This is a genomic window from Streptomyces sp. NPDC052396 (genome assembly GCF_044593195.1).
Classification (GTDB): domain Bacteria; phylum Actinomycetota; class Actinomycetes; order Streptomycetales; family Streptomycetaceae; genus Streptomyces.
On record NZ_JBIUAW010000003.1, the window covers coordinates 124,586 to 146,302 of the forward strand.

At 72.8% G+C, this 21,717-nt stretch carries 19 protein-coding genes; 6 read left to right on the forward strand and 13 right to left on the reverse strand.

The genetic code is table 11. The features are described 5' to 3' along the window. Positions 1-29 precede the first annotated feature (29 nt). The gene (locus ACIHFE_RS08890; RefSeq protein WP_400105143.1) at positions 30-530 is read right to left on the reverse strand and encodes a methylated-DNA--[protein]-cysteine S-methyltransferase; all 501 of its coding nucleotides are present in this window, start codon (positions 528-530) and stop codon (positions 30-32) included. A 22-nt stretch (positions 531-552) separates the two neighbouring features. Continuing rightward, the gene (locus tag ACIHFE_RS08895; protein ID WP_400105144.1) at positions 553-2,025 is read right to left on the reverse strand and encodes an AlkA N-terminal domain-containing protein; all 1,473 of its coding nucleotides are present in this window, start codon (positions 2,023-2,025) and stop codon (positions 553-555) included. Between the two features lie 116 nt (positions 2,026-2,141). Here ACIHFE_RS08895 and ACIHFE_RS08900 point away from each other — a divergent pair, with 116 nt between their 5' ends. The 3 genes from ACIHFE_RS08900 to ACIHFE_RS08910 all read left to right on the forward strand — a co-directional run bounded on the left by ACIHFE_RS08900 (position 2,142) and on the right by ACIHFE_RS08910 (position 3,684). Next, positions 2,142-2,366: a hypothetical protein gene (locus ACIHFE_RS08900; RefSeq protein ID WP_400105145.1), complete on the forward strand. Its 225-nt coding sequence runs from the start codon at positions 2,142-2,144 to the stop codon at positions 2,364-2,366. A gap of 4 nt (positions 2,367-2,370) precedes the next feature. Next, positions 2,371-2,946 (forward strand): Clp protease N-terminal domain-containing protein, encoded by a 576-nt coding sequence (locus ACIHFE_RS08905; RefSeq protein WP_400105146.1) that lies wholly within the window; start codon positions 2,371-2,373, stop codon positions 2,944-2,946. Between the two features lie 72 nt (positions 2,947-3,018). Beyond that, entirely contained in the window at positions 3,019-3,684 is a 666-nt protein-coding gene (locus ACIHFE_RS08910; protein ID WP_400105147.1) for a LysE family translocator, read from the forward strand. On the opposite strand, the gene ACIHFE_RS08915 is transcribed toward ACIHFE_RS08910, so the two are convergent. The 3 genes from ACIHFE_RS08915 to ACIHFE_RS08925 form a co-directional block, all read right to left on the reverse strand. Next, entirely contained in the window at positions 3,681-5,114 is a 1,434-nt protein-coding gene (locus tag ACIHFE_RS08915; RefSeq protein WP_400105148.1) for a phytoene desaturase family protein, read from the reverse strand. The two genes, ACIHFE_RS08910 and ACIHFE_RS08915, sit on opposite strands and share 4 nt — an antisense overlap. Positions 5,115-5,136: 22 nt before the next feature. Continuing rightward, on the reverse strand, positions 5,137-5,964 hold the full coding sequence (locus ACIHFE_RS08920) for an inositol monophosphatase family protein (RefSeq protein WP_400105149.1): 828 nt from the start codon (positions 5,962-5,964) through the stop codon (positions 5,137-5,139). Between the two features lie 79 nt (positions 5,965-6,043). Further along, the gene (locus tag ACIHFE_RS08925; RefSeq protein ID WP_400105150.1) at positions 6,044-7,822 is read right to left on the reverse strand and encodes a gamma-glutamyltransferase family protein; all 1,779 of its coding nucleotides are present in this window, start codon (positions 7,820-7,822) and stop codon (positions 6,044-6,046) included. A gap of 92 nt (positions 7,823-7,914) precedes the next feature. Between ACIHFE_RS08925 and ACIHFE_RS08930 the strand changes: the two genes are divergently transcribed. Then, positions 7,915-8,970, forward strand: coding sequence for a biotin/lipoate A/B protein ligase family protein (locus tag ACIHFE_RS08930; RefSeq protein ID WP_400105575.1), 1,056 nt, complete (start codon positions 7,915-7,917; stop codon positions 8,968-8,970). Between the two features lie 113 nt (positions 8,971-9,083). On the opposite strand, the gene ACIHFE_RS08935 is transcribed toward ACIHFE_RS08930, so the two are convergent. From ACIHFE_RS08935 to ACIHFE_RS08950, 4 genes are read right to left on the reverse strand one after another with little or no spacing between them, the layout of a single operon-like run. After that, positions 9,084-10,079, reverse strand: a complete 996-nt coding sequence (locus ACIHFE_RS08935; protein ID WP_400105151.1) for a TIGR03842 family LLM class F420-dependent oxidoreductase — start codon at positions 10,077-10,079, stop codon at positions 9,084-9,086. A gap of 37 nt (positions 10,080-10,116) precedes the next feature. Continuing rightward, positions 10,117-11,505, reverse strand: a complete 1,389-nt coding sequence (hydA, locus tag ACIHFE_RS08940) for a dihydropyrimidinase (protein ID WP_400105152.1) — start codon at positions 11,503-11,505, stop codon at positions 10,117-10,119. Beyond that, complete coding sequence (locus ACIHFE_RS08945; protein WP_400105153.1) at positions 11,502-12,782, reverse strand: aspartate aminotransferase family protein; 1,281 nt, start codon at positions 12,780-12,782, stop codon at positions 11,502-11,504. The genes hydA and ACIHFE_RS08945 overlap by 4 nt, the downstream gene beginning before the upstream one ends. Further along, complete coding sequence (locus ACIHFE_RS08950; protein WP_400105154.1) at positions 12,779-13,621, reverse strand: nitrilase-related carbon-nitrogen hydrolase; 843 nt, start codon at positions 13,619-13,621, stop codon at positions 12,779-12,781. The genes ACIHFE_RS08945 and ACIHFE_RS08950 overlap by 4 nt, the downstream gene beginning before the upstream one ends. Positions 13,622-13,848: 227 nt before the next feature. On the opposite strand from ACIHFE_RS08950, the gene ACIHFE_RS08955 reads away from it, so the two are divergent. Continuing rightward, the gene (locus ACIHFE_RS08955; protein ID WP_400105155.1) at positions 13,849-14,403 is read left to right on the forward strand and encodes an isochorismatase family protein; all 555 of its coding nucleotides are present in this window, start codon (positions 13,849-13,851) and stop codon (positions 14,401-14,403) included. Here ACIHFE_RS08955 and ggt read toward each other — a convergent pair. From ggt to ACIHFE_RS08970, 3 genes are all read right to left on the reverse strand, one after another. Continuing rightward, a complete protein-coding gene (ggt, locus tag ACIHFE_RS08960) occupies positions 14,384-16,210 on the reverse strand; it encodes a gamma-glutamyltransferase (RefSeq protein WP_400105156.1) in 1,827 nt (608 codons plus the stop codon). The two genes, ACIHFE_RS08955 and ggt, sit on opposite strands and share 20 nt — an antisense overlap. Before the next feature lie 119 nt (positions 16,211-16,329). Beyond that, positions 16,330-17,217 (reverse strand): SGNH/GDSL hydrolase family protein, encoded by an 888-nt coding sequence (locus ACIHFE_RS08965; RefSeq protein ID WP_400105157.1) that lies wholly within the window; start codon positions 17,215-17,217, stop codon positions 16,330-16,332. A 94-nt stretch (positions 17,218-17,311) separates the two neighbouring features. Then, a complete protein-coding gene (locus ACIHFE_RS08970; protein ID WP_400105158.1) occupies positions 17,312-17,713 on the reverse strand; it encodes a hypothetical protein in 402 nt (133 codons plus the stop codon). A gap of 122 nt (positions 17,714-17,835) precedes the next feature. On the opposite strand from ACIHFE_RS08970, the gene ACIHFE_RS08975 reads away from it, so the two are divergent. Continuing rightward, positions 17,836-19,551: a translation initiation factor 2 gene (locus ACIHFE_RS08975; protein WP_400105159.1), complete on the forward strand. Its 1,716-nt coding sequence runs from the start codon at positions 17,836-17,838 to the stop codon at positions 19,549-19,551. A 120-nt stretch (positions 19,552-19,671) separates the two neighbouring features. On the opposite strand, the gene ACIHFE_RS08980 is transcribed toward ACIHFE_RS08975, so the two are convergent. Continuing rightward, a complete protein-coding gene (locus ACIHFE_RS08980) occupies positions 19,672-21,636 on the reverse strand; it encodes a hypothetical protein (RefSeq protein WP_400105160.1) in 1,965 nt (654 codons plus the stop codon). Positions 21,637-21,717 lie beyond the last annotated feature (81 nt).

Here is a 21,717-nt window from a genome sequence, read left to right on the forward strand (position 1 = left end):
CGGCCGCCGGGTGGTCCGCCGGGCACGCCTCAGAACAGCGTGGGCGGACCGGACAGCTCGCGTTCGAAGGCCAGCAGCCGGCGCTTGCGGTCCAGGCCTCCGCCATAGCCGGTGAGGCTGCCGTCGGCGCCGATGACCCGGTGGCAGGGGACGATGATGCCAATGGGGTTCTTGCCATTGGCGAGCCCGACGGCGCGGGAGGCGCCGGGTGCGCCGATGTGGTCGGCGAGTTGGCCGTAGGACAGGGTGGTCCCGTAGGGGATCTCCTGGAGGCCGGCCCAGACCTTCTGCTGGAACGGTGTTCCCTTCAGCCGGAGTTGGAGGTCGAAGCGCTTCAGCTCGCCGGCGAAGTAGGCCTCCAGCTGGCGGATCACCTCGGCGAAGCCGGAGGGGGCGGTGCGGTCACCGAAGAGCTCCGGCTGCGGGCGGTGCCGCTGCTCGGTCATATAGAGGCCGCACAGGGCGCCGTCCTCGGCGACCAGGGTGAGTGTCCCGTAGGGGCTGTCGATGACGGTGTGCACGGTGGGCATGGCGATTCCTCGGTGTTCGGGCTCAGTTGCCGGGCATGCGGGCGGCGGCATGGCCGTCAGCCGACCACAGGTATTGAACGGCATAGGCGCGCCAGGGCCGCCAGGCGGCCGCGTGCCGGGTCAGGGCGGCGGGGGTGCCGGGCAGGCCGAGGTGGGCGGCGGCCCGGCGCACCCCCAGGTCGGTGGGGAGAAAGGCATCGGGGTCGCCCAGCGCGCGCATGGCGATCAGCTCGGCGGTCCAGGGGCCGATGCCGGGCAGTCCGGCGAGCCGGGCGCGGGCCGCGGACCAGTCGCTGTCGACGCCCAGCCGCAGCTCGCCGGAGGCCAGGGCGGTCACCAGGGACCGTATGGTCTCCCGCCGGGCGGCGGGCATGGCCAGGGCGGCGGGGTCCAGCCCGGCCAGGGCCTCGGCGGTGGGGAACAGATGGGTCAGGCCGCCTTCGGCCCGCTCCAGGGGTTCGCCGTGCGCGGTGACCAGGCGGGCGGCCAGGGTGCGGGCGGCGGCGGTGGAGACCTGCTGTCCGAGGACGGCCCGGATGGCGAACTCGCCGCCGTCCACGGTGCGCGGCACCCGGCGTCCGGGCGCCCGGGTCACCAGCGGTGCCAGGCGGGCGTCGGTGCGCAGCTGGGCGTCCACCGCCTCCGGGTCGGCGTCCAGGTCCAGCAGGCGGCGGCAGCGGCTGATGGCACCGGTCAGGTCGCGCTGGTCGGTCAGGGCGAGCCGGCAGTCGATGTGCCCGGGGCGGGGGGCCAGGCTGACGGTGCCCTGACCGTAGGACAGGCGCAGGGTGCGGTGGTACGCGCCGTCACGCCACTCCTCCACGCCGGGTACGGCGGTGGCGGCCAGCATCCCGAAGAGATTGTCCGGGCACAGCGGCCGGCGGTAGGGCAGGCGGAGGGTCAGTGCGCCGGGTGCGGCCGGGAGCCTGCCGTTGCCGGCCCGGGTGCGCAGTTCGGTCGGGGAGAGCGCGAAGACCTCGCGGACGGTCTCATTGAAGGTGCGGATGGAGGAGAAGCCCGCGGCGAAGGCGATGTCCGCCATGGGCAGGGCGCTGGTCTCGATCAGGAGCCGGGCGGTCTGGGCCCGCTGGGCACGGGCCAGGGCCAGCGGTCCGGCGCCCAGCTCGGCCAGCAGCTGGCGTTCTATCTGCCGGGTGCTGTAGCCGAGGCGGGCGGCCAGTCCGGGTACGCCCTCCCGGTCGACCGCGCCATCGGCGATCAGCCGCATGGCCCGGGCCACCAGGTCGGCGCGCTCGTTCCACTGCGGTGAGCCGGGGCTGGCGTCCGGGCGGCAGCGCTTGCAGGCCCGGAAGCCGGCCTGCTGGGCGGCGGCCGCGCTCGGATAGAAGGTCATATTGCGCGGCTTGGGCGGGACCACCGGGCAACTGGGGCGGCAGTAGATGCCGGTGGTGCGCACGGCGGTGAAGAACCAGCCGTCGAAGCGGGCGTCCTTGGACTGTACGGCTCTCACACAGCGGTCGAAGTCGGCGTGCATGCCTCAAGGGTCACCCCTGGTGGTGCCCTCGGCTGGCGAGAATCCGACAGCTACCCCGGCCCCAACCCTGTCAATGATGGTTGACGCCGGAGCCCTTGTCATCCTAAGTTGACAGCATGGCCGGAACGGATGCGAAGGAAGCGGTCGGCACCACCGAGGCCGCCATGCACGCGGATCCCCGGGTGGGACTGCGCGCGGTCGCCGCGCTACGGCGGCTGGTCGAGCGCCTGGAGGCGCTCCAGGTCGGCAACGCACGGCGGCAGGGCTGGTCCTGGGAGGAGATCGGGACCGCACTGGGTGTCAGCAGGCAGGCAGTCCACAAGAAGCACGCCAGGAGGTAGGGGCATGTTCGAGCGGTTCACCAAGGAGGCCCGCACGGCGGTGGTGTGGGCGCAGGAGGAGGCGCGCGGGCTGTACGCGCACCGGGTCGGCGTGGCACACCTGCTGCTGGGCACGGCGTTCCGGGACGGCTACCCGCCCCTGAACCAGCTGGGGGTCACGGCCGGGGCGCTGCGCGAGGCGATACGGACCCAGGGCCCGCTGGGGGCGGACGACGCGGCCGCCCTGCGGTCACTGGGCATCGACCTGGACGCGGTGCGCGACCGGGCCGAGCACACCTTCGGCCCCGGGGCACTGGACTGGCCGGCCCCGCAGCCACCGCCCGGGCGCGGGCCGCGCCGGCGGCTCCCCGAGGGGATGCCCAAGGGGCACATCCCCTTCGCCTCGGAGGCCAAGCGGGCACTGGAACTCTCGCTGGGCGAGGCGCGGGCCCTCCAGCATGGCCATATCGGGGTGCCGCACCTGGTCCTGGGGCTGCTCCGCACCGAGGACCCCACGGTGACGGCGGCCCTGCGGGAGCTGGGTACCGACGGAGCGGCGGTGCGCACCGCGGTGCTGGCCGACCTGCGGCGGGCCGCCTGACACTGCGATTCCTGCCCGATTCCGGGCAGGAATCTGGAACATCGCATGACCCCCGGCCTAGGGTGACCGTTCATGATCACCCTAGGCGCACTCGGAACCTTCACCCTGATAGTCGGGCTCCTCACGCTCACCCCTGGACTGGATACCGCACTCATCCTGCGCACCGCGGCCCTCGGGCACCGGCGTCGTGCCTGGGGCGTGGTCCTCGGCATCCAGAGCGGCACGCTGATCTGGGGCGCCTTCGCGTCCCTGGGCGTCACCGCCCTGCTCACCGCCTCCCACCTGGCCTACGAGATCCTGCGCTGGGCAGGAGCCGCCTACCTGCTGTGGATGGGGGCTCGCATGCTCCTCCATACGCGGCGCGACCGGTCGGGTGAGGCCGTGCCCGACGCCTCCACGGCCGGCCCCATGGCACCCGGCGCCGCGGCGGTGGCCGGGAACACCCTGGCCGGCGGCTGGCGCCAGGGCACTCTGACCAACCTCCTCAACCCGAAGATGGGGGCGTTCTATGTCGCCCTCCTGCCCCAGTTCATCCCGCCGGGCGCCCCGCACCTCACCCTGGCCCTGCTTCTCACCAGCGTGCACATCGTGCTGGGGCTGCTCTGGTCGGCGGTCCTGATCGCCTTCACCCATATGCTCCGCGGCTGGCTCCGCAAGCCACCGGCCAAGCGGCTGCTGGACCGCGTCACCGGCACGGTCATCGTGGGCTTCGGGCTGCGTCTCGCTCTTGGCGACTAGGGCCGCGACCGGCCGTACTGGCCGCGCAGCCGCCGCCATACCGCCCGGGCCGCATGGTGACCGGACATGCCGTGCACCCCGGGCCCGGGCGGGGTGGCCGAGGAGCAGAGGAAGACCGCCGGGTGCGCGGTGGCGTACGGCACCCGTGCGAGCTTGGGACGGACCAGCAGCCGCAGGCCCGCCACCGAACCGGTGGCGATGTCGCCCCCCACGTAGTTGGCATTGCGCGCGGCGAGCTGGGGCGGCCCCTGCACCGCACGGGCCAGCACCAGGTCGCGGAAGCCGGGTGCGAAGCGTTCGATCTGACGCTCAATCACCTCGGTGGCATCACCGGTCCAGCCGTTGGGCACATGCCCGTACACCCAGAAGGTGTGCTTGCCCTCCGGCGCCCGGCTGGGGTCGATCAGCGAGGGCTGGGCGGTGATCAGGAACGGTACGGAAGGGTCACGCCCGTGCACCGCCGCGTCCAGTGCGGCGCTGATCTCCTGGTAGCTCGCTCCCACATGGACCGTGCCCGCCCGGCGGGCCGCCGCCGCGGTCCAGGGCACCGGAGCGGACAGCGCGTAGTCCACCTTGAAGACGGACGGGCCGTAGCGGTAGCCGCGGTAGGCGTCGCCCAGGCCGGCGATGCGGGCCAGCGCGGTGGGCGAGGTGTCGAAGACATAGGCCCGGGCCGGCGGCAGGTCGTCCAGCCGTTTGACCTCGAACCCGGTGTGCACCACCCCGCCCTCGGCCCGCAGACAGGAGGCCAGGGCGTCGGCGATGGCCTGGGAGCCGCCGCGCGGCACCGGCCAGCCCCGCTCATGGGCAGCCAGCGCGAAGATCATGGCCATGCCCGCGGTGCCCAGGCCGGTGAGCGGGGCGATGCCATGCGCGGAGAGCCCGGCGAACAGCGCCCGCGCTCTGGCCTCGCGGAAGCGGCGCACCAGCAGCGCCACCGGCTGCCCGGCCCACAGCCCGAAGCGGGCGTAGGTCACCGGGTCACCGGGCAGCCCGTCCCACTGGGTGCGCAGGAAGTCCCGGGCCAGCACCGGCCACTTGCCGTGGAAGGGCGCCACCAGCCGCCGGTACGAACCGGCGTCGCGCGGCCCCAGGGCGGCGGCGGTGTCACCGACCAGCCGGGAGAGCACCGCGGCCGTGCCATCGGGGAAGGGGTGCGCCAGCGGCAGCTCGGGGTGCAGCCACTCAAGGCCGTGCTCGGCCAGTGGCAGCGCCTCGAAAGCGGGCGAGCCCACCGCCAGCGGGTGCACCGCGGAGCAGGGATCGTGCCGGAAGCCGGGGAGGGTCAGCTCCTCGGTGCGGGCGCCGCCGCCGATGGCGTCGGCCGCCTCGTACACCTCCACCGCCAGCCCGCGCCGGGCCAGTTCGACGGCGGCGGTCAGACCGTTGGGCCCCGCTCCCACCACGACCGCGTCAAGCATGCTGGGCACCGATGGACTCCCCTCGCACCGCTCAGCCGGCGGACGCCAGCAGCCCCAGGATATGCCGCAGGGTGGCCTCGTCCCGGGCGGCGGCGAAGGGCAGGGCGTTGCCGCCCTCGATCCGGAACGGCTGCCCGGCGATCGTGGCACTGACCCCGCCCGCCTCGGCCACCAGCAGCAGCCCGGCGGCGTGATCCCAAGAGTTTTCCCAGGTGAAAGCCAGCGCGTCCAGCGTGCCCTGGGCTATGTGCAGATACTCCAGGCCGGCCGAGCCACAGGAGCGCGGCGCCAGGCCGTCGGTGAACAGCGGGGACAGCGTGCGCTTCTCCTCGTCGGTGGTGAAGTCATGGTGGGAGACGGCCACTTGGAGCACCCGGCCGGGCTCCGGCGAACCGGCCTGCAGCGGCGCCCCGTTGAGCCACGCTCCCCCGCCCCGGCGGGCCACCGCCATCAGCTCCAGTGCCGGGGCGTGGATCCAGGAGGCCAGCAGCTCGCCGCGGTGCGCCAGGCAGACCAGGGTGGCGAAGCCGGGGTCGCCGTGGACGAACTGCCGGGTGCCGTCGACCGGATCGACGATCCACACCGGGTCGCCGCCGTGCAGCGCCTCCAGCACGGAGGGGTCGGCGTGCACCGCCTCCTCGCCGACCACCACCGAGCCGGGCAGCAGGGTGGTCAGCGCGGTCGTGAGGTGTTCCTCGGCCAGCCGGTCGGCGACCGTCACCAGGTCGTGCGGGCCGTTCTTCTCCACGATCTCGTCCGCGGCCAGTTGCCGGAAGCGCGGCATGATCTCGGCGGCGGCCGCCTTGCGCACCGCCTCCTCGACATCGGACAGGTCACCGGAGAGAAAGTCTTCGAGCATGCGTCCATCGAACCACGGGGGTACGACAGCCGGTGAAGGGACGGTGGCCGGCCGCCGTCCCCCGGGCGAACGGGCGGGGTCACCGCCCGGTCGCATAGCCCTGCATGGCACGGGGGTTGGCGGCGGCCGACAGCAGGCCGCTGTCCGGATCACGGGCCACCGCGCAGAGCCTGCCCTCGGTCCACGGCCCGGCCACGGTCACCCGGTGCCCCCGGCGGCGCAGTTCCCCGATCACCGCATCCCCGGCCCGTGACTCCACGGTGACCGCCCCGGGGTCGGCCAGCCTCGGCTGGAAGGAGCCGGGGAAGGAGCTCTGGTGCCAGTTGGGGGCGTCGATGGCGCCCTGCAGATCCAGCCCGCCGCGCACCGGCGGGCGCAGCGCCACCGCCAGGAAGAAGTGCAGCTGCCACTGGTCCTGCTGGTCGCCGCCGGGGGTGCCGAAGGCCAGCACCGGTTCGCCGTCGCGCAGCGCCAGGGTGGGGCTGAGGGTGGTGCGCGGGCGGCGGCCGGGGGTGAGCGAGGCCGGCAGACCGGGTTCCAGCCAGGCCATCTGCAGCCGGGTGCCCAGCGGGAAGCCCAGTTCGGGGACGACCGGGTTGGACTGCAGCCAGCCACCGCTGGGGGTCGCGGAGATCATGTTGCCCCAGCGGTCCACCACATCCAGATGGCAGGTGTCGCCCCGGGTGACTCCGTCGGCGGCCACGGTGGGTTCGCCCCAGCCCGGCAGGGGCGGCGCCGTCCCTATGGCGGTACGCGCCCGGGCGGGCAGCCTGGGGGCGCGGCCGCCGGGGCTGCCGGGGCGCAGCTCGGGGCAGGCGGTGGGGCCGATCAGCTTGCGCCGCCCGGCGTTGTACTCCGCCGAGAGCAGGTCGTCCAGCGGCACCTCGGCGGCGTCCCCGTACCAGGCCTCCCGGTCGGCCATGGCCAGCTTGCTCACCTCGATCAGGGTGTGCACATACTCCGGGCTCTGGTAGGGCGCCAACTCCCCCAGCAGCGCCAGCTGTTGAAGCAGCACCGGCCCCTGTGACCAGGGTCCGGCCTTGCACAGGGTCCAGTCCCGCCAGCGGTAGGTGACCGGGTCCTCGTAGCGGGCCCGGCAGCGGGCGAGGTCCTCCCCGCTGAGGGTGGCGATATGCCGTTCTCCCGAGCTGTCCAGGGTGGGGCGGGCGGCGGTGCGCAGCAGCGCCTCGGCGACAAAGCCCTCACGCCAGGTCCGGCGGGCGGCGTCGATGCGCGCCTCGCGGTCCCCGCCGGCCGCGTCCGCCTCGGCTATCAGCCGCCGCCAGGTGGCCGCCAGCGCCGGGTTGCGGAACAGGGTGCCGCAGGCGGGCGGCCGGCCACCGGGCAGGTAGACGGCGGCCGAGCTGTGCCACTCGGTCTCGAACAGCTCCCGGACCGCGCCCACCGCCCAGCCGAGCGCCTTGACCGGCGGATGTCCGTGCTCGGCGTAGCCGATGGCGGGCTCCAGCACCTCGGCCAGCGGCCGGGTGCCGAAGTCGCGCAGCAGCAGCATCCAGGCGTCGAAGGCGCCGGGGACGGCGGCGGCCAGCGGCCCGGTGCCGGGGACCTCGGTCAGTCCCAGCGCGGTGTAGTGCGCGATGCTCGCCCCGCCCGGCGCCGGCCCCTGACCGCACAGCACCCTGACCGCCCCGCCGGCCGGTGCGATCAGCGCGGGCACCTCACCGGCCGGACCGTTGAGATGGGGTTCGACGACATGCAGGACAAAGGCCGCCGCCACGGCGGCGTCATAGGCGTTGCCGCCGCGCTCCAGGACGGACATCGCCGAGGCGGAGGCAAGCCAGTGGGTGGAGGACACCATGCCGAAGGTGCCCTGCAGGGTGGGCCGCGTGGTGAACATGCCGTACAGGAGGGCAGATGCGGGCCCGGTGGTGCAAGACCCCGGTGGGGTTACCGTGGGGTTCGTTGTCTGACAAGGCTGGAGGATGCGCCGTGCATGGCGAGTACAAGGTCCCGGGCGGCAAGCTGGTCGTGGTGGACCTGGAGGTCCATGGCGGCGTGCTGCGCGAGGTGCGGGTGGCCGGGGACTTCTTCCTGGAGCCGGATGAGGCGCTGGTGGAGATCGACCGGGCACTGGAGGGCGCCGACGCCTCACTGTCCGCCCCCGAGCTCGCCGCCCGGATCCAGGCCGCACTGCCCGAGGGCACCGTGATGTTCGGCTTCTCCGCCGAGGCGGTGGGCATCGCGGTGCGCCGGGCACTGGCCAACGCCACCGACTGGCATCACTACGACTGGCAGCTGATCCATGACGGCCCCCAGGCGCCCGAGTTGCATATGGCGCTGGACGAGGTGCTCACCGCCGAGGTGGCGGCCGGGCGGCGGCCGCCCACGCTGCGGGTGTGGGAGTGGGGCTCCCCCGCGGTGGTCATCGGCAGCTTCCAGTCGCTGCGCAATGAGGTCGATCCAGAGGGGGCGGCCCGGCATGGCATCACGGTGGTGCGCCGGATCAGTGGTGGTGGGGCCATGTTCTGTGAGCCCGGCAATACCATCACCTACTCGCTGTGCGTGCCGGACGCGCTGGTGCAGGGGCTGTCCTTCGCCGACAGCTACGCCTACCTGGACGACTGGGTGCTGGGGGCGCTGGGCGACATGGGGATCAGGGCCTGGTACCAGCCGCTGAACGACATCGCGACGGAGGCCGGGAAGATCGCCGGAGCGGCGCAGAAGCGGGTGGTGTCCGGGGGTGGGGCCGTGCTGCACCACGTGACGATGGCCTACGACATCGACGCGGACAAGATGCTGGACGTGCTCCGGATCGGGAAGGAGAAGCTTTCCGACAAGGGGACGAAGAGCGCGAAGAAGCGGGTGGATCCATTGCGGCGGCAGACGGGCTTGTCGCGGGCTGCCGTTATCGAGCGGATGATTGACTCCTTCGGGAGCCGGTACGGGCTGACGGCCGGGGCCGTCACGCCCGAAGAGATGGCTCGCGCCGAGGAGTTGGCGGCGAGCAAGTTCTCCTCCGAGGAGTGGACGGCCCGGGTGCCGTAGGTTTCATTACCGGGTGCGGTCCGGTGGGCACAACCGCAGAGCCGCGCCCCGTAAGGGGCGCGGGGAACTGCGCGACCAGCCACAAACCACCCGCACCCGACGACGAACCCTCGTTACCCCAGCGCCGGAATCACCGCGCTCCCATAGGCGTCGATCGTCGCCTCCCGCGCATCGTGCATCGCATAGACCGCGAACTGGTCCACCCCCAACTCCCGCAGCGCCCGCAGCCGTTCCCTATGCGCCTCCGCCGGTCCCAGCAGGCAGAAGCGGTCCACGATCTCGTCCGGGACAAAGTCCGTGGACGGGTTCCCGGCGCGGCCGTGGTGGGAGTAGTCGTACCCGTGCCGGTCCTTCACATAGGCGGTGAGCTCGGACGGAACCGCGCCCGCCGCCCCGTACCGGGCCACCAGGTCGGCGACATGGTTGCCGACCATGCCGCCGAACCACCGGCACTGCTCGCGGGCATGGGCCAGGTCGTCCCCGATGTAGGCGGGGGCGGCCACGCAGATGGTGATGGCGGAGGGGTCGCGGCCCGCCTCCGCCGCCGCGGTCCGTACCGACTTGACCATCCACTCGGTCAGGTACGGATCCGCGAGCTGGAGGATGAACCCGTCGGCCTCCTGCCCGGCCAGGGCGAGTGCCTTGGGGCCGTACGCCGCCATCCACACCGGCAGCCGCCCGTCCCGTACCCAGGGCAGCTTCAGCGTCGTGCCGCCGACATCCGCCTCCCGGCCCTCGGCGAGGTCGCGGATGACGCGGATGGCATCCCGCAGCACCGCCAGGGTGTTGGGCTTGCGGCCGGCCACCCGCATCGCCGAGTCGCCCCGCCCGATGCCGCACACGGTGCGGTTGCCGTACATGTCGTTGAGGGTGGCGAAGGTGGAGGCGGTGACCTCCGGGGTGCGGGTGGAGGGGTTGGTGACCATGGGGCCGACGATCAGCCGCTCGGTGTGTTCCAGGATCCGGCTGTGGATGACAAACGGTTCCTGCCACAGCACGGCCGAGTCAAAGGTCCAGCCATAGCGGAAGCCGCGCTGCTCGGCGCGGCGCATCAGCTCCACCACGGCCGAGGCGGGCGGGTCGGTCTGCAGGACGAGGCCGAAGTCCAAGGCAGGGCTCCTTCTTGCGCATGCGGGTCGCGTGGAGTTATGAGAGGGCCGTGCGGGGAACATAGCGGCCATGGCCGGCGCGTCCGGTGAAGTGCCGCCGGTCGATGACCACTTCGCCCCGGGAGAGCACCGTTTCCACCTGTCCGGTGACCCGTTTGCCCTCGTACGCCGAGTAGTCGACGTTCATATGGTGGGTGGCGGCGGAGAGGGTCTGCTCGGTGTGCGGGTCATAGACGACGATGTCGGCGTCCGCGCCGGGGGCGATGGTGCCCTTCCCGGGCAGGCCGAACATCCGGGCCGGGGCGGCGCAGGCGATCTCGATCCAGCGGCGGCGGCTGAGGTGGCCGTCCACCACCGCCTGATGGAGCAGGTCCATCCGGTTCTCCACGCCGGGCAGCCCGTTGGGGATCTTGGAGAAGTCGCCCCGGCCCAGTTCCTTCTGTCCGGAGAAGCAGAACGGGCAGTGGTCGGTGGAGACCACCTGGAGGTCACCGGTGCGCAGCGCGTGCCAGAGTGCCGCCTGGTGTTCGCGGGGCCTGAGCGGTGTGGAGCAGACGTACTTGGCGCCCTCGAAGTCCGGTTCGGCGAGGTTGTCGGTGGACAGGAACAGGTACTGCGGGCAGGTTTCGCCGTAGACCGGCAGGCCCAGGTCCCGGGCCCGGGCGAGTTCGGCGACCGCCTCCTGGGCGGAGACATGCACCACATACAGCGGGGCGCCGGCCACCCGGGCCAGCTGGATGGCGCGATGGGTGGCCTCGGCCTCCAGCAGTGCCCTGCGCACCTCGCCGTGGTAGCGGGGTTCGGTGTGGCCGGCGGCCAGCGCCTGTTCCACCAGGACATCGATGGCCAGGCCGTTCTCGGCATGCATCATGATCAACCCGCCGTTGCCGGCGGCGCGTTGCATGGCCCGCAGGATCTGGCCGTCGTCGCTGTAGAACACGCCGGGGTAGGCCATAAAGAGCTTGAAACTGGTGCAGCCCTCGGCCACCAGGAGGTCCATCTCCTTGAGGGTGCCCTCGTTGACATCGGAGAGGATCATATGGAAGCCGTAGTCGACGGCGCACTTGCCCTCGGCCTTGGCGCGCCAGGTGTCCAGCCCTTCGCGCAGCGCCCGGCCGCGGGTCTGCACCGCGAAGTCGACCACGGTGGTGGTGCCGCCCCAGGCGGCGGCGCGGGTGCCGGTGGCGAAGTCGTCCGAGGAGGAGGTGCCGCCGAAGGGGAGGTCGAAGTGGGTGTGGGCGTCAACTCCGCCCGGGATGACGTACTTTCCGGTGGCGTCGATCACGCGGTCGGCGGTCCAGCTCTGGGCGGCGGTGCTGTCCGGGGCGGCCAGTGCCGCCACCTTGCCGCCTTCGGTGAGGACGTCGGCCCGCATCTCCTCGGCCGAGGTGATCACCAGTCCGCCGCGGATCAGGGTCCTGTTCATGCCGGTTCTCCTCCGTTCACCTGGCGCAGGGTCCGTTCCAGCAGGGCGGCACCCTCCTCGGCCTCCGCGACGGTCAGCGACAGCGGCGGGGCGATGCGCAGCACTTGGCCCGCCCGGCCACCCTTGCCGATCAACAGGCCGTGTTCCCGGGCCAGTTCAAGGGCTTGACCGGCGGCCTCGGGGCCGGTCAGTTCCACGCCGATCATCAGGCCCCGGCCGCGTACCTCGCGTACCACCGCCAGGGGCGCGGCGGCGGCGCGCAGCCGCTCGGTGAGCAGGCCGCCGACGCGGCGGGCGTTGCCCTGGAGGTCGTGCTCCAGCAGATGGGTGAGGTTGGCCAGGCCGGCCGCCATGGTCACGGGGCTGCCGCCGAAGGTGGAGATGGAGTTGGCGTCCAGGCAGTTCATCACCTCGGCCCGGGCCACCACTCCGCCGACGGCCATCCCGTTGCCGATGCCCTTGGCGAAGGTGAGCAGGTCGGGCGGGCCGTTCTCGGCGTGCGCCTGCCAGCCCCAGAAGTGGTCGCCGGTACGGCCCCAGCCGGTCTGCACCTCGTCGCTGATCCATAGGATGCCGTGCTGGTCGAGGACTTGGCGGAAGGCGGCGTACAGCCCGTCCGGCGGGGCGGTGAACCCGCCCACGCCCTGCACCGGTTCGGCGATCAGCGCGGCGACATTGCCATGCGCCTGGCCGAGCATGTCTTCCAGGTCGGCCACACAGGCCTGGATGAAGTCCTGGTCGGAGAGCCGGCCGTAGCGGCCGCCGGAGCGCACCGCGCCATGGAGGTAGAGGGTCTGCAGCGGGGACAGACTGGTGGGCGACCAGGCCGAGTTGCCCGTGATGCCGACGGTCGAGAAGGAACGGCCGTGGTAGCTGTTGCGCATGGCCAGGATCTGGTTGGAGCGCCGGTAGGTGGTGGCCAGCAGCAGGGCGGTGTCATTGGCCTCGGTGCCGGAGGTGGTGAAGAAGACCCGGGCGTCGGGGATGCCGGACAGGGCGGCGATCCGCTCGGCCAGCTCGACCATATGGCGGTCGAGGTAGAGGGTGGAGGTGTGCAGGATGCGCCCGGCCTGCTCGGTGACGGCCTTGGTGACCTCGGGCAGGGCGTGTGCGGTCATGGTGGTGAGGATGCCGCCGAAGAAGTCCAGGTAGCGGCGGCCCTGAACGTCGAAGACATGGCGGCCCTCGCCATGGGTGAGCTCCAGCGGCTCGCGGTAGTAGAGGGCGAGCCACTGCGGCATGACCGCCCGGTGGCGCTGGTGCAGCGGCGCGGTCATGGGCGCACCAGCCCCTCGTAGGCGTCCGGCCTGCGGTCGCGGTAGAAGGCCCACTGCCGGCGCACCTGGTCGATCAGATCGAGGTCCAGGTCGCGCACCAGGAGTTCCTCCTTGGTGTCGCTGGCCGGCTCGCCGACGAACTGGCCGCGCGGGTCGACGAAGTAGGAGGTGCCGTAGAAGTCGTTGTCGCCGTACTCCTCCCGTCCCACCCGGTTGATGGCGGCGATGAAGTACTCATTGGCCACGGCGGCCGCGGGCTGTTCCAGCTTCCAGAGATAGCCGGACAGGCCGCGGGAGGTGGCGGAGGGGTTGTAGACCAGCTGGGCGCCGTTGAGCCCCAGTTGCCGCCACCCCTCGGGGAAGTGTCGGTCGTAGCAGATGTAGACGCCGACCCGGCCCACCGCGGTGTCGAACACCGGCCAGCCGAGGTTGCCGGGTTTGAAGTAGAACTTCTCCCAGAATCCGGTGACTTGGGGGATGTGGTGCTTGCGGTACTTGCCCAGGTAGCTGCCGTCGGCGTCGATGACGGCGGCGGTGTTGTAGTAGAAGCCGGAGGACTCGATCTCGAACACCGGCACCACGATCACCATGCCGGTCTCCCGGGCCAGTTGCCGCATCCGGGTCACGGTGGGGCCGTCCGGGACGGGCTCGGCCCAGCGGTAGTGCTCGTCGTCCTGGACCTGGCAGAAGTAGGGGGCGTTGAAGACTTCCTGGAAGCCGATCACCTTGGCGCCCTGCGCGGCGGCGGCGCGGGCGTGTTCCTCATGCTTGGCGATCATCGACTCGGTGTCGCCGGTCCAGGTGGCCTGGACCAGGGCGGCGCGGAGGACTTGGGTCACGAGCTGCTCCTTCGCCGGGGTTCAGCCGGGGTTCAGCTGGATTCAGCCGGGTTCAGCCCTGGGTTCAGCCGGGCTGACACGCGTAGACCGCGTGGGATGCCGACCGTAGATCCGGGTGATCCACCGAGGCAAGACCGCCGCACCCTCGGAAGGCGAACGCCGGGAACCCCCGGAAAATCCAACAGGGAAACTTGCAAGCCTGCCTGTCTACCTTCTACGGTGGCGGCATGCCTGTTACCACTCTGGATCCGCGGACCGCCCTTGTCCTGATCGATCTGCAGCAGGGCATCACCGCCCTGCCCACCGTCCATCCCGCCGAGGAGATCGTGGCCCGTGGCGCCCGGCTGGCCACCGCGTTCCGCGCCCATGACCTGCCCGTGGTGCTGGTGCGGGTGACCGGCCCCGGCTCGCCGGGGCGCAATGAGCTGCCGCCGCGCCAGGGCGAGCCGCCGGCCGGCTTCGCCGAGCTGCGGCCCGAACTGGGCCGCCAGGACGGTGACATCGTGGTCACCAAGCAGACCTGGGGCGCCTTCCACGCCACCGACCTGGATCTTCAGCTGCGCCGCCGGGGGGTGACACAGATCGTGCTCGCGGGCATCGCGACCAGCATCGGGGTGGAGTCCACCGCCCGCGCCGCCCACGAGCACGGCTATCACGTGACGGTCGCCGCCGACGCGGTGACCGACCTGGACCCGGAGACGCACCGGGTCAGCCTGACCCGGATCCTGCCGCGGCTGGCCGAGACCGGCACCACGGACGCGATCATCGCCTTGCTGGGCTGACCACCATGGCCGAGCCGCCGCCGCGCCGGACCTTCTCGGCGGCGGCCAGCCACCGGCCGTCCGGCAGCCGCTGGACCCCGGTGGCGGCGCCGATCTCCGGGTTCGGCTTGAACACCTGCCCCCTGGCCTCCAGTTGGCCGCGCAGCCTGCTGTTCCACAGCGCCGGCTCCAGCTCGGTGGCGGCGGTGTTGCGCTGGCTGGCGCGCGGTGCGGCGATCGCGTCCACCAGCGGCATGCCCCGGTCCACATGGTTGAGGAAGGTCTGCAACACGGTGGTGATGATGGTGGCGCCGCCGGGCGAGCCGATGGCGAAGTCGAACTTCCCGTGCTTGAGCACGATGGTCGGCGAGATGGAGGAGCGCGGCCGCTTGCCGGGGCCCGGCAGGTTGGGGTCGTGCACCCCCGGAGTGACGGGTACGAAGGAGAAGTCGGTCAGCTCGTTGTTGAGCAGGAAGCCCCGGCCGGGCACGGCGATGCCGCTGCCGCCGGTCTGCTCGATGGTGAAGGTGTAGGCGACCACATTGCCCCACTTGTCGGCCACCGTCATATGGGTGGTCTGCTGCCCTTCGTAGGGCGTGGGGGCGGCCCGGCCCAGCTGCCGGCAGGCGGCCGGGTGGTACGGGTCACCGGGCGCCAGCGGACTGGTCAGCGCCTTGTGGTCGTTGACCAGACAGGCCCGGGAGTCGGCGAACCGCTGGGAGGTCAGGGCGGCGGTGGGCACCTTCTCCTGCGCCGGGTCGCCGATCCAGCGGTTGCGGTCGGCGAAGGCGATCCGGCTGGCCTCCAAGTAGCGCTGGAGGTAGGTGACTTGGTCCACCTTGCTGAGATCGCCGCGCTTCTGCAGGATGTTGAGCGCCTCGGCGACGGCGGTGCCACCGGAGGAGGACGGCGCCATGCCGTACACATCCAGGCCCCGGTAGCCGGTGTGGGTGGGCGCGGGCCGCTTGACCGTATAGGCGCGCAGATCACGCTCGGTCAGCCCGCCCGGCCGGGCGTTGCGGCCCGACCTGGGGTCGACCGGGGGCTTGCGTACGGTCTTGACCAGGTCGCGCCCGATCTCGCCGCCGTAGACGGCACCGATGCCCTTGCGGCCCAGCAGCTGGTAAGTCCGGGCCAGATCGGGGTTCTTGAGCGTGGAGCCGACGGCCGGCGGCTTGCCGCCCGGCAGGAAGAGCCTGGCGGTGGCCGGGAAATCCTTGAAGCGCTTGGCGTTGTCGGCGGTCTGCTGCCGGAAGGTCTCGTCCACGGTGAAGCCCTTGCGGGCCAGCCGCTCGGCCGGCTCAAGCACCTTGGCCAGCGGCCTGCTGCCCCAGGACCTCAGGGCGGTGTCCCAGGTGGCGGGCGTTCCGGGGACGCCCACGCTCAGTCCGCTGGTGACCGCGTCATCGAAGGCCAGCGGCTTGCCGTGCGCCAGGAAGAGGTCCTGGCCGGCGGAGAGCGGGGCGCGCTCCCGCCCGTCGATGGTCAGGACCTTGTGCGACCTGGCGTTGTAGTAGACAAAGAATCCGCCACCGCCGATGCCGCCCGAGTACGGCTCGGTGACACCCAGCGCGGCAGCGGTGGCCACGGCCGCGTCCACGGCGTTGCCGCCCTTGCGCAGCACCTCCAGACCGGCCGCCGAGGCATCGGCGTCCACGCTGGCCACCGCGCCGCCGCTGCCGATGGCCAGGGGCGACTTGACGGGCGGACGTACGGCCGCGGAGCCCTGGGCCATGGCGGTCGGTGCGACACCGACTCCGGCCAGCAGGGCGGCCGTTACGGCCAGGACGGGCAGTTGTCGGCGTCGGGGTGGTCTGGTTCGGACCATCACAGCCTCCTGTCGGCGAACGGGTCCCGGAGCCTACTCGGCCGACACCGTTCGCCAACAGATACGGGGGTGTTGGGCGCGCCCCGCGCGCTTACCGCGCCCGCTGGGGCGCGCTCCCGTCAGTGGGCGCGGGCCTGGGAGATCACCGGCCGGCTCATGGCCTGCTCACCATCCGCGTTGGGGTGGAAGGGGGCGGCCGGACGGCTCGGCTGGGCGCCCTCTATCCAGCGGGTGGCCTCCGGCTGGCAGACATCATGGCCGACGGTGGCCCGGTAGGTGTCCGCGTAGCGGATGTGCGCCTTGCCCGCCTGCGCCTGGAGCATGGCGTTCAGCTGCTTCTCGGTGTCCCGCAGGTAGGCCACGTCACCGGCGGCCATGGGGACGGCGGGGAAGCAGCCCACCCCGTTGTCCGGCATGATCGACGGGTAACCGACCAGCACCACCTTGGCCTTGGGGGCGCGCTGGTGGATGGCGGCCAGCACCTGGGCGATCTTGGGCGCGGTGTCGTTGATCCGCTGGGTGAGCTGGTCGGTGCCGCCCGCGGTGTACTGCTTGCGGCAGGGGTCCCCGGCCGGGTCGCTGACCGACAGCTGGGCGCAGGTGCGGATGATCTCGCCAAAGCCGACGTCATTGCCGCCGATGCCCACGGTGACCAGCCGGGTGGTCCGGCCGAGCGCGTTGAGCTGGGGCCCGTTGGCGCCCTGGGCCTGCCACATGTCACCGGTCTTGGCACCGCTGCAGCTGACGTCCCGGAAGGACTTCTGGTGCAGCGCCTTGGCGGTCAGCGAGGGGTAGTTGACGCTGGAGCGGGCACAGTCACCGCCGCTCTGCTCGGGGATGCCCGGTCCGGAGGTGTAGGAGTCGCCGAGGGCGACATAACGCTCGCCGCCGGTGACGGGCGTCGCGGCCATCGTGGGTGCGGCGGCGCCGGCCGCCAGGGCCGTGGCCGCGCCGACCGCTGCCAGCGCCTTGCCGTACCGCCCGCCGTTGTGGCGTACCTCTGTCACCCATGCCTCCTGGGATCGGGGTTTATTACTGGCCAGTCAGATTCGCCGCGCACCGGCTTCCTGTCAATCTCGTCAGCCACAGACGTGTCTTCCGTTACACCCCGTCAAGGTCCCCCGCCAGCGCCCGGCGGGCCGCGCGGACGAACTCCTCACGGGCGCCCTCCAGCCCGTCGGGCGTCCCCTCGCCGCGCAGCCGGCGCTCCATCTCCCGGGCCGCGCGCACCACTTCGGAGGGTCCCTCCAACAGCACGGCGCCCAGCGCCCGCTGGAGCTCAAAGCGGTCCGAGCCCTGCCCCTCCCCCGTCCACCGGGTCAGCAACCGGACCTCCACGGCCTCCAGAAAGCGCAGATAGCTCTGCCGCCGCTGCTCCAGCCCCCGGACCCGCCGCTGGTCCAGCAGCATCATCCGGGCCGCGCTCCGGCTGAACCAGCCGGTGACCAGGCTGCCGGCCAGCGCCGAACCGGCCGCGATCAATGCGATCCCCACCTCACTCATGGGCGCATTCTGCCGGGCCCGTCCAGGGCGCGGGTACGATCTCCGGCATGCCGCCGTCCGCCCCCTGGATATGCGCTCCGATCTGCGGAAACGACCATCGGGGCGAGGCGGCCTGTCCTACCATGGAGACTGGCCCAGCGGGCAGCGGGCAGCGGGCAGCGGGCAGCGGGCAGCGGGCAGCGGGCAGCGGGCAGCGGGCAGCGGGCAGCAAGTCGGTGCTGTTCGCGGTGCGCTCGGCGGCCGCCCTGCACCGGCTGCTCGATGTGCTGCCGGTCTTCGCGGGCGACCGGCGCGTCCGGCGGCTGTTCACCCTCGTCCCGGGCTCGGACTTCGACCTCGGCGCGCTGGCCGCCCTGGAACACGCCGGGGCGCGCACGCTGCCCTGGGCGGCCGCCTGCCGCCGTTCCTTCGACCTGATCCTGGCCGCCAGCCCCAAGGGCGAACTCCACCGGCTGGACGGCCCGCTGGTCCTGCTCCCCCATGGCGCCGGCTTCAACAAGACGGTACCCAAGGAGGGTTCGGACGGTCTGGCCTCCGGGCTGGACCCGGTCCACCTGCTGGCCGGCGGCCGGGCACTGGCCGCCGTGCACGCCCTGGCCCACCCCAGCCAGGTGGCCCGGCTGGCCGAGCACTCTCCCGAGGCCGCGGCACGGGCCACCGTGACCGGTGACCCCACCCTGGACCGGCTGCTGCAGTCGGTGCCGCACCGCGACGCCTACCGGGCGGCGCTGGGCACCGGCGGGCGCCGGCTGATCGTGCTCACCTCGACCTGGGGGCCCGAGTCCCTGCTCGCCACCCGGCCGGATCTGCCGGCCCGGCTGGCCGCCGGACTCCCCTGGGACACCCACCAGCTGGCGCTGATCGTGCACCCCAATGACCACAGCAGCCTGGGCGGCTTCGACCTCGCCGAGCAGCTGGCCCCGGCACTGGCCGCCGGGATGATCCTGGCCCGGCCCTACGAGGAGTGGGCGGCGGTACTGGTGGCGGCCGACGCCGTGCTCACCGACCATGGCTCGGCCGCGCTCTACGCGGCCGCCCTGGACCGCCCGGTGATCGCGGCCGGGGGCGGCGGCGCCGAGCTGATACCGGGCAGCCCCATGGACCGTCTCCTCGGCCACAGCCCCCGTCTGACGGACCCCCGGGCCATCGACGACGTCCTGCGCGCCCACCGTCCCGGAAGCGTACGGGCCCTGACCCAGGGCGCGTTCGCCGAACAGGGGCGCGCGCTTGAGCTGTTGCGCCGGGAGGGGTACGCGCAACTGGGTTTGGCCCCGCCGCCCGGGCCGGTGACCGCGTCACCGCTGCCCCGGCCGGAACCGCCGGCCCGGCGGCCGTCCGCCTTCGCGGTACGCACCGAACGGCGGGGTCGTGAGGTGCGGGTGGAGCGCTTCCCCGCCCATCTGGCCCCGCCCGCGCGGCATTTGGCCGCCGAATACGGGGTGGCGGGTGAACGGCAGGTGCGCAGTGCCGGGTTGCTCTACCTACGGGCCGGGGCGGCGGAGGGCGCCGGGCATGGTGCGGGCTGGACGGCGGGCGGCTGGACCGGCCGGATCCTGGCCGAGCACCCCGCCTGCCGGATGGCCGCGGTGATCCTGCCCTCCGGGGAGTGTCTGGCGCGGCCGCGCGGGGGTGATCTGCTGTGGGTGCGGGCTGGTTTCTGCGCCTCGCAGGGGGGTCGGGTGGTGCTTGCCGATCCGGCGGCGGTGCTTTCTGCGGTGTACGCAGCTGTCGACTTGCTGCCCGGCGAACTCCGCTGCGTTCTGGGCGATCACGTCCACCGGGTTCGGGGGCGGGGCGCCTCGCGGCGGGAGGGGGAGCGAGTGCTTGTGCCTGCGTGACGGTCCTTGGGCGGCGCCAATGGCGGTTCGGGGTGGCCTCCGTTGCGTTTCGCGCGCGGGCCGTCGGTGGCTGGTCGCGCCCACGCGGCGGAGCCGCATGACGCAGCCGCCCCGCGCCCCTTATGGGGCGCCCGGCCCCATAAGGGCCCCGCACCGCTCGCGGACCGCCCGGGCCGTCGCGCGGTGTTCGCGGGCCGTGTCGGTGTCGCCGGTGTCCTCGGCCAGTTCGGCCAGCGCGTCCAGCACCCTGGCCTCGTCGAAGCCGGAGCCGCGTGCCCGGGCGGCCGCCAGGGCCGAGGTGCAGAGGCGGTGGGCCTCCTCGGTGCGGCCCAGTCGGCGCAGGACCAGGGCCAGTTCGAAGCCGGTGCGCGCGGTCATCCGTTCGCGTCCCAGGTCGCGCGCGGCCCGGTGGGCCCGGGTGAGCAGGTCGGCGGCGCGGGCGGGGTCGCCCAGGGCCGCGGCGGCCTGGCCCAGGCGGTGGGTCTGGAGCAGCACACCGTAGTCATTGCCCATGGCCTGGTGGGCGGCCCGGGACTCCTCGAAGTCCGTGGCGGCGCCCGCCCAGTCGCCCTGCGCCGAGCGCAGCATGCCGCGGAACTCGGTGACGGAGGCGGACAGTTTACGCTCGGCCTCCGAACTCCCCAGCGCCTGGCGGGCATTGACGGCGGCCTCCAGTTCCCGGCCGGCTTCGGCGAAGCGGCCCCGTTCCCACAGCGGCCGGGCCAGTTGACAGCGCATCCGCGCCAGGGCGGCCACCCGCCCGGCACGCTGGGCCGCGTCCCGGCCGATACGGAAGGAGTCGATGACCTCGGCATGGTGCGGATGGTCGAGGTAGTGGGTCCACAGCGGCTCGCACAACGCCCAGGCGGCATCGTCCAGTTGCCCGGCATGGGCGAGGGTGACACAGCCGTGCAGGGTGTGCCGTTCGGTCTCCAGCCAGTCATAGGCCGCCGCCGGGCCGGAGAGGGGCACATCGGGGGCGGGGAGGGCCGGTACCGGTGCGGCCAGGGTCAGGCGGCGGCCGGCCGCCAGCGCATCGGCCCGCTGGGCCTGGCGGAGATACCAGAGCACCATGGCCCGGCGCGCCTCAATATGCTCCCGTGCGCCGCCGTCGCGCCGCGCACAGCGCCCGGCGTGGGCGCGCAGCAGTTCATGCAGGCGCAGTCTGCCGTCCCTGATCTGCGCCAGGCCGACGGCCTCCAGGGCGTCCAGCGCCTCCTCGGCCGCGTCCGGCCCCAGACCGAGCAGGGCGGCCGCGCCGGGCAGCGAAAGGGACGGGCCGGGGTGTTGCGGAAGCAACCGGTAGAGCAGGGCGGCCTCCCGGCTCAGCTCGCGGTAGGCGGCGTCCCAGACCTTCTCCACCATGGGCAGGCCCTTGTCGTCCAGTTCGGCGGTGAGGGTTTCCAGCAGCCGGGCGAGCGGGCGGCGGGGGCGGGCGCGCATCAGGCGGCCGGCCACCTGAAGGGCGGCGGGCAGGCCGGAGCACAGGCGGACAAAGCCGCGTACCGCCTCCGGCTCGGCGGCCGGCCGGGGATCACCGACGAGGCGGTGCAGCAGTTCGGTGGCGTGCTCGTCGGAGAGCGGGGCCAGCGGCAGCTCCAGCGCCGCCCCGCCCTCCAGGTCGTACAGCGGGCCATGACTGGCGACGATCACCACGCCGGCGCCGGAGGCCGGTAGCAGGGGGTGCAACTCGGTGGCGTAGCGCACATTGTCGACCACCAGCAGCGGCCGCTTGTCCCTGGTCCGCTGCCAGTACTGCCGGGCGCGGGCCCTGGGCGACTGCTCCAGGCAGCGGGACTCCACGCCGAGGGCGAGCAGCAGCTGGCCCTGGGCGTCCACGGGGTCCACCGCGCCCTCGCGCCGCAGATCGTCCAGGTCGAGGCTGAGGACATGGGGACGGTCGTCGGATAACGCCCGGGCGATCCGGAAGGCCAGTTCGGTCTTCCCGGTGCCGCCCGGGCCGCTGAGCGCGATGACCAGCGGGCGGTCCGGCTCGCACCACTGGGCGGCGGCCCGCAGGGCGCGCTCCTGCTCGTCCGCCCGGTTGACGAAGTTGGCGATGCCGGGCGGCAGTTGGTACGTCATCCCCGCGCTCCCCCCTAGGTCACGGGCTCACCCTATGTCGCGGGGAGCCGGGTGTGCGCGGAGGTCGGCCAGATCACACCC

Bases quoted from the DNA above. Each gene is read 5' to 3' on its own strand.
- ggt (WP_400105156.1), bottom strand. From the start codon at position 16,210: ATGGTCCGAACCAGACCACCCCGACGCCGACAACTGCCCGTCCTGGCC.
- ACIHFE_RS08920 (WP_400105149.1), bottom strand. From the start codon at position 5,964: ATGCTCGAAGACTTTCTCTCCGGTGACCTGTCCGATGTCGAGGAGGCG.
- ACIHFE_RS08910 (WP_400105147.1), top strand. From the start codon at position 3,019: ATGATCACCCTAGGCGCACTCGGAACCTTCACCCTGATAGTCGGGCTC.
- ACIHFE_RS08895 (WP_400105144.1), bottom strand. From the start codon at position 2,025: ATGCACGCCGACTTCGACCGCTGTGTGAGAGCCGTACAGTCCAAGGAC.
- ACIHFE_RS08970 (WP_400105158.1), bottom strand. From the start codon at position 17,713: ATGAGTGAGGTGGGGATCGCATTGATCGCGGCCGGTTCGGCGCTGGCC.
- ACIHFE_RS08980 (WP_400105160.1), bottom strand. From the start codon at position 21,636: ATGACGTACCAACTGCCGCCCGGCATCGCCAACTTCGTCAACCGGGCG.
- ACIHFE_RS08905 (WP_400105146.1), top strand. From the start codon at position 2,371: ATGTTCGAGCGGTTCACCAAGGAGGCCCGCACGGCGGTGGTGTGGGCG.
- ACIHFE_RS08900 (WP_400105145.1), top strand. From the start codon at position 2,142: ATGGCCGGAACGGATGCGAAGGAAGCGGTCGGCACCACCGAGGCCGCC.
- ACIHFE_RS08955 (WP_400105155.1), top strand. From the start codon at position 13,849: ATGCCTGTTACCACTCTGGATCCGCGGACCGCCCTTGTCCTGATCGAT.
- ACIHFE_RS08945 (WP_400105153.1), bottom strand. From the start codon at position 12,782: ATGACCGCGCCGCTGCACCAGCGCCACCGGGCGGTCATGCCGCAGTGG.
- hydA (WP_400105152.1), bottom strand. From the start codon at position 11,505: ATGAACAGGACCCTGATCCGCGGCGGACTGGTGATCACCTCGGCCGAG.
- ACIHFE_RS08925 (WP_400105150.1), bottom strand. From the start codon at position 7,822: ATGTTCACCACGCGGCCCACCCTGCAGGGCACCTTCGGCATGGTGTCC.
- ACIHFE_RS08975 (WP_400105159.1), top strand. From the start codon at position 17,836: ATGGAGACTGGCCCAGCGGGCAGCGGGCAGCGGGCAGCGGGCAGCGGG.
- ACIHFE_RS08890 (WP_400105143.1), bottom strand. From the start codon at position 530: ATGCCCACCGTGCACACCGTCATCGACAGCCCCTACGGGACACTCACC.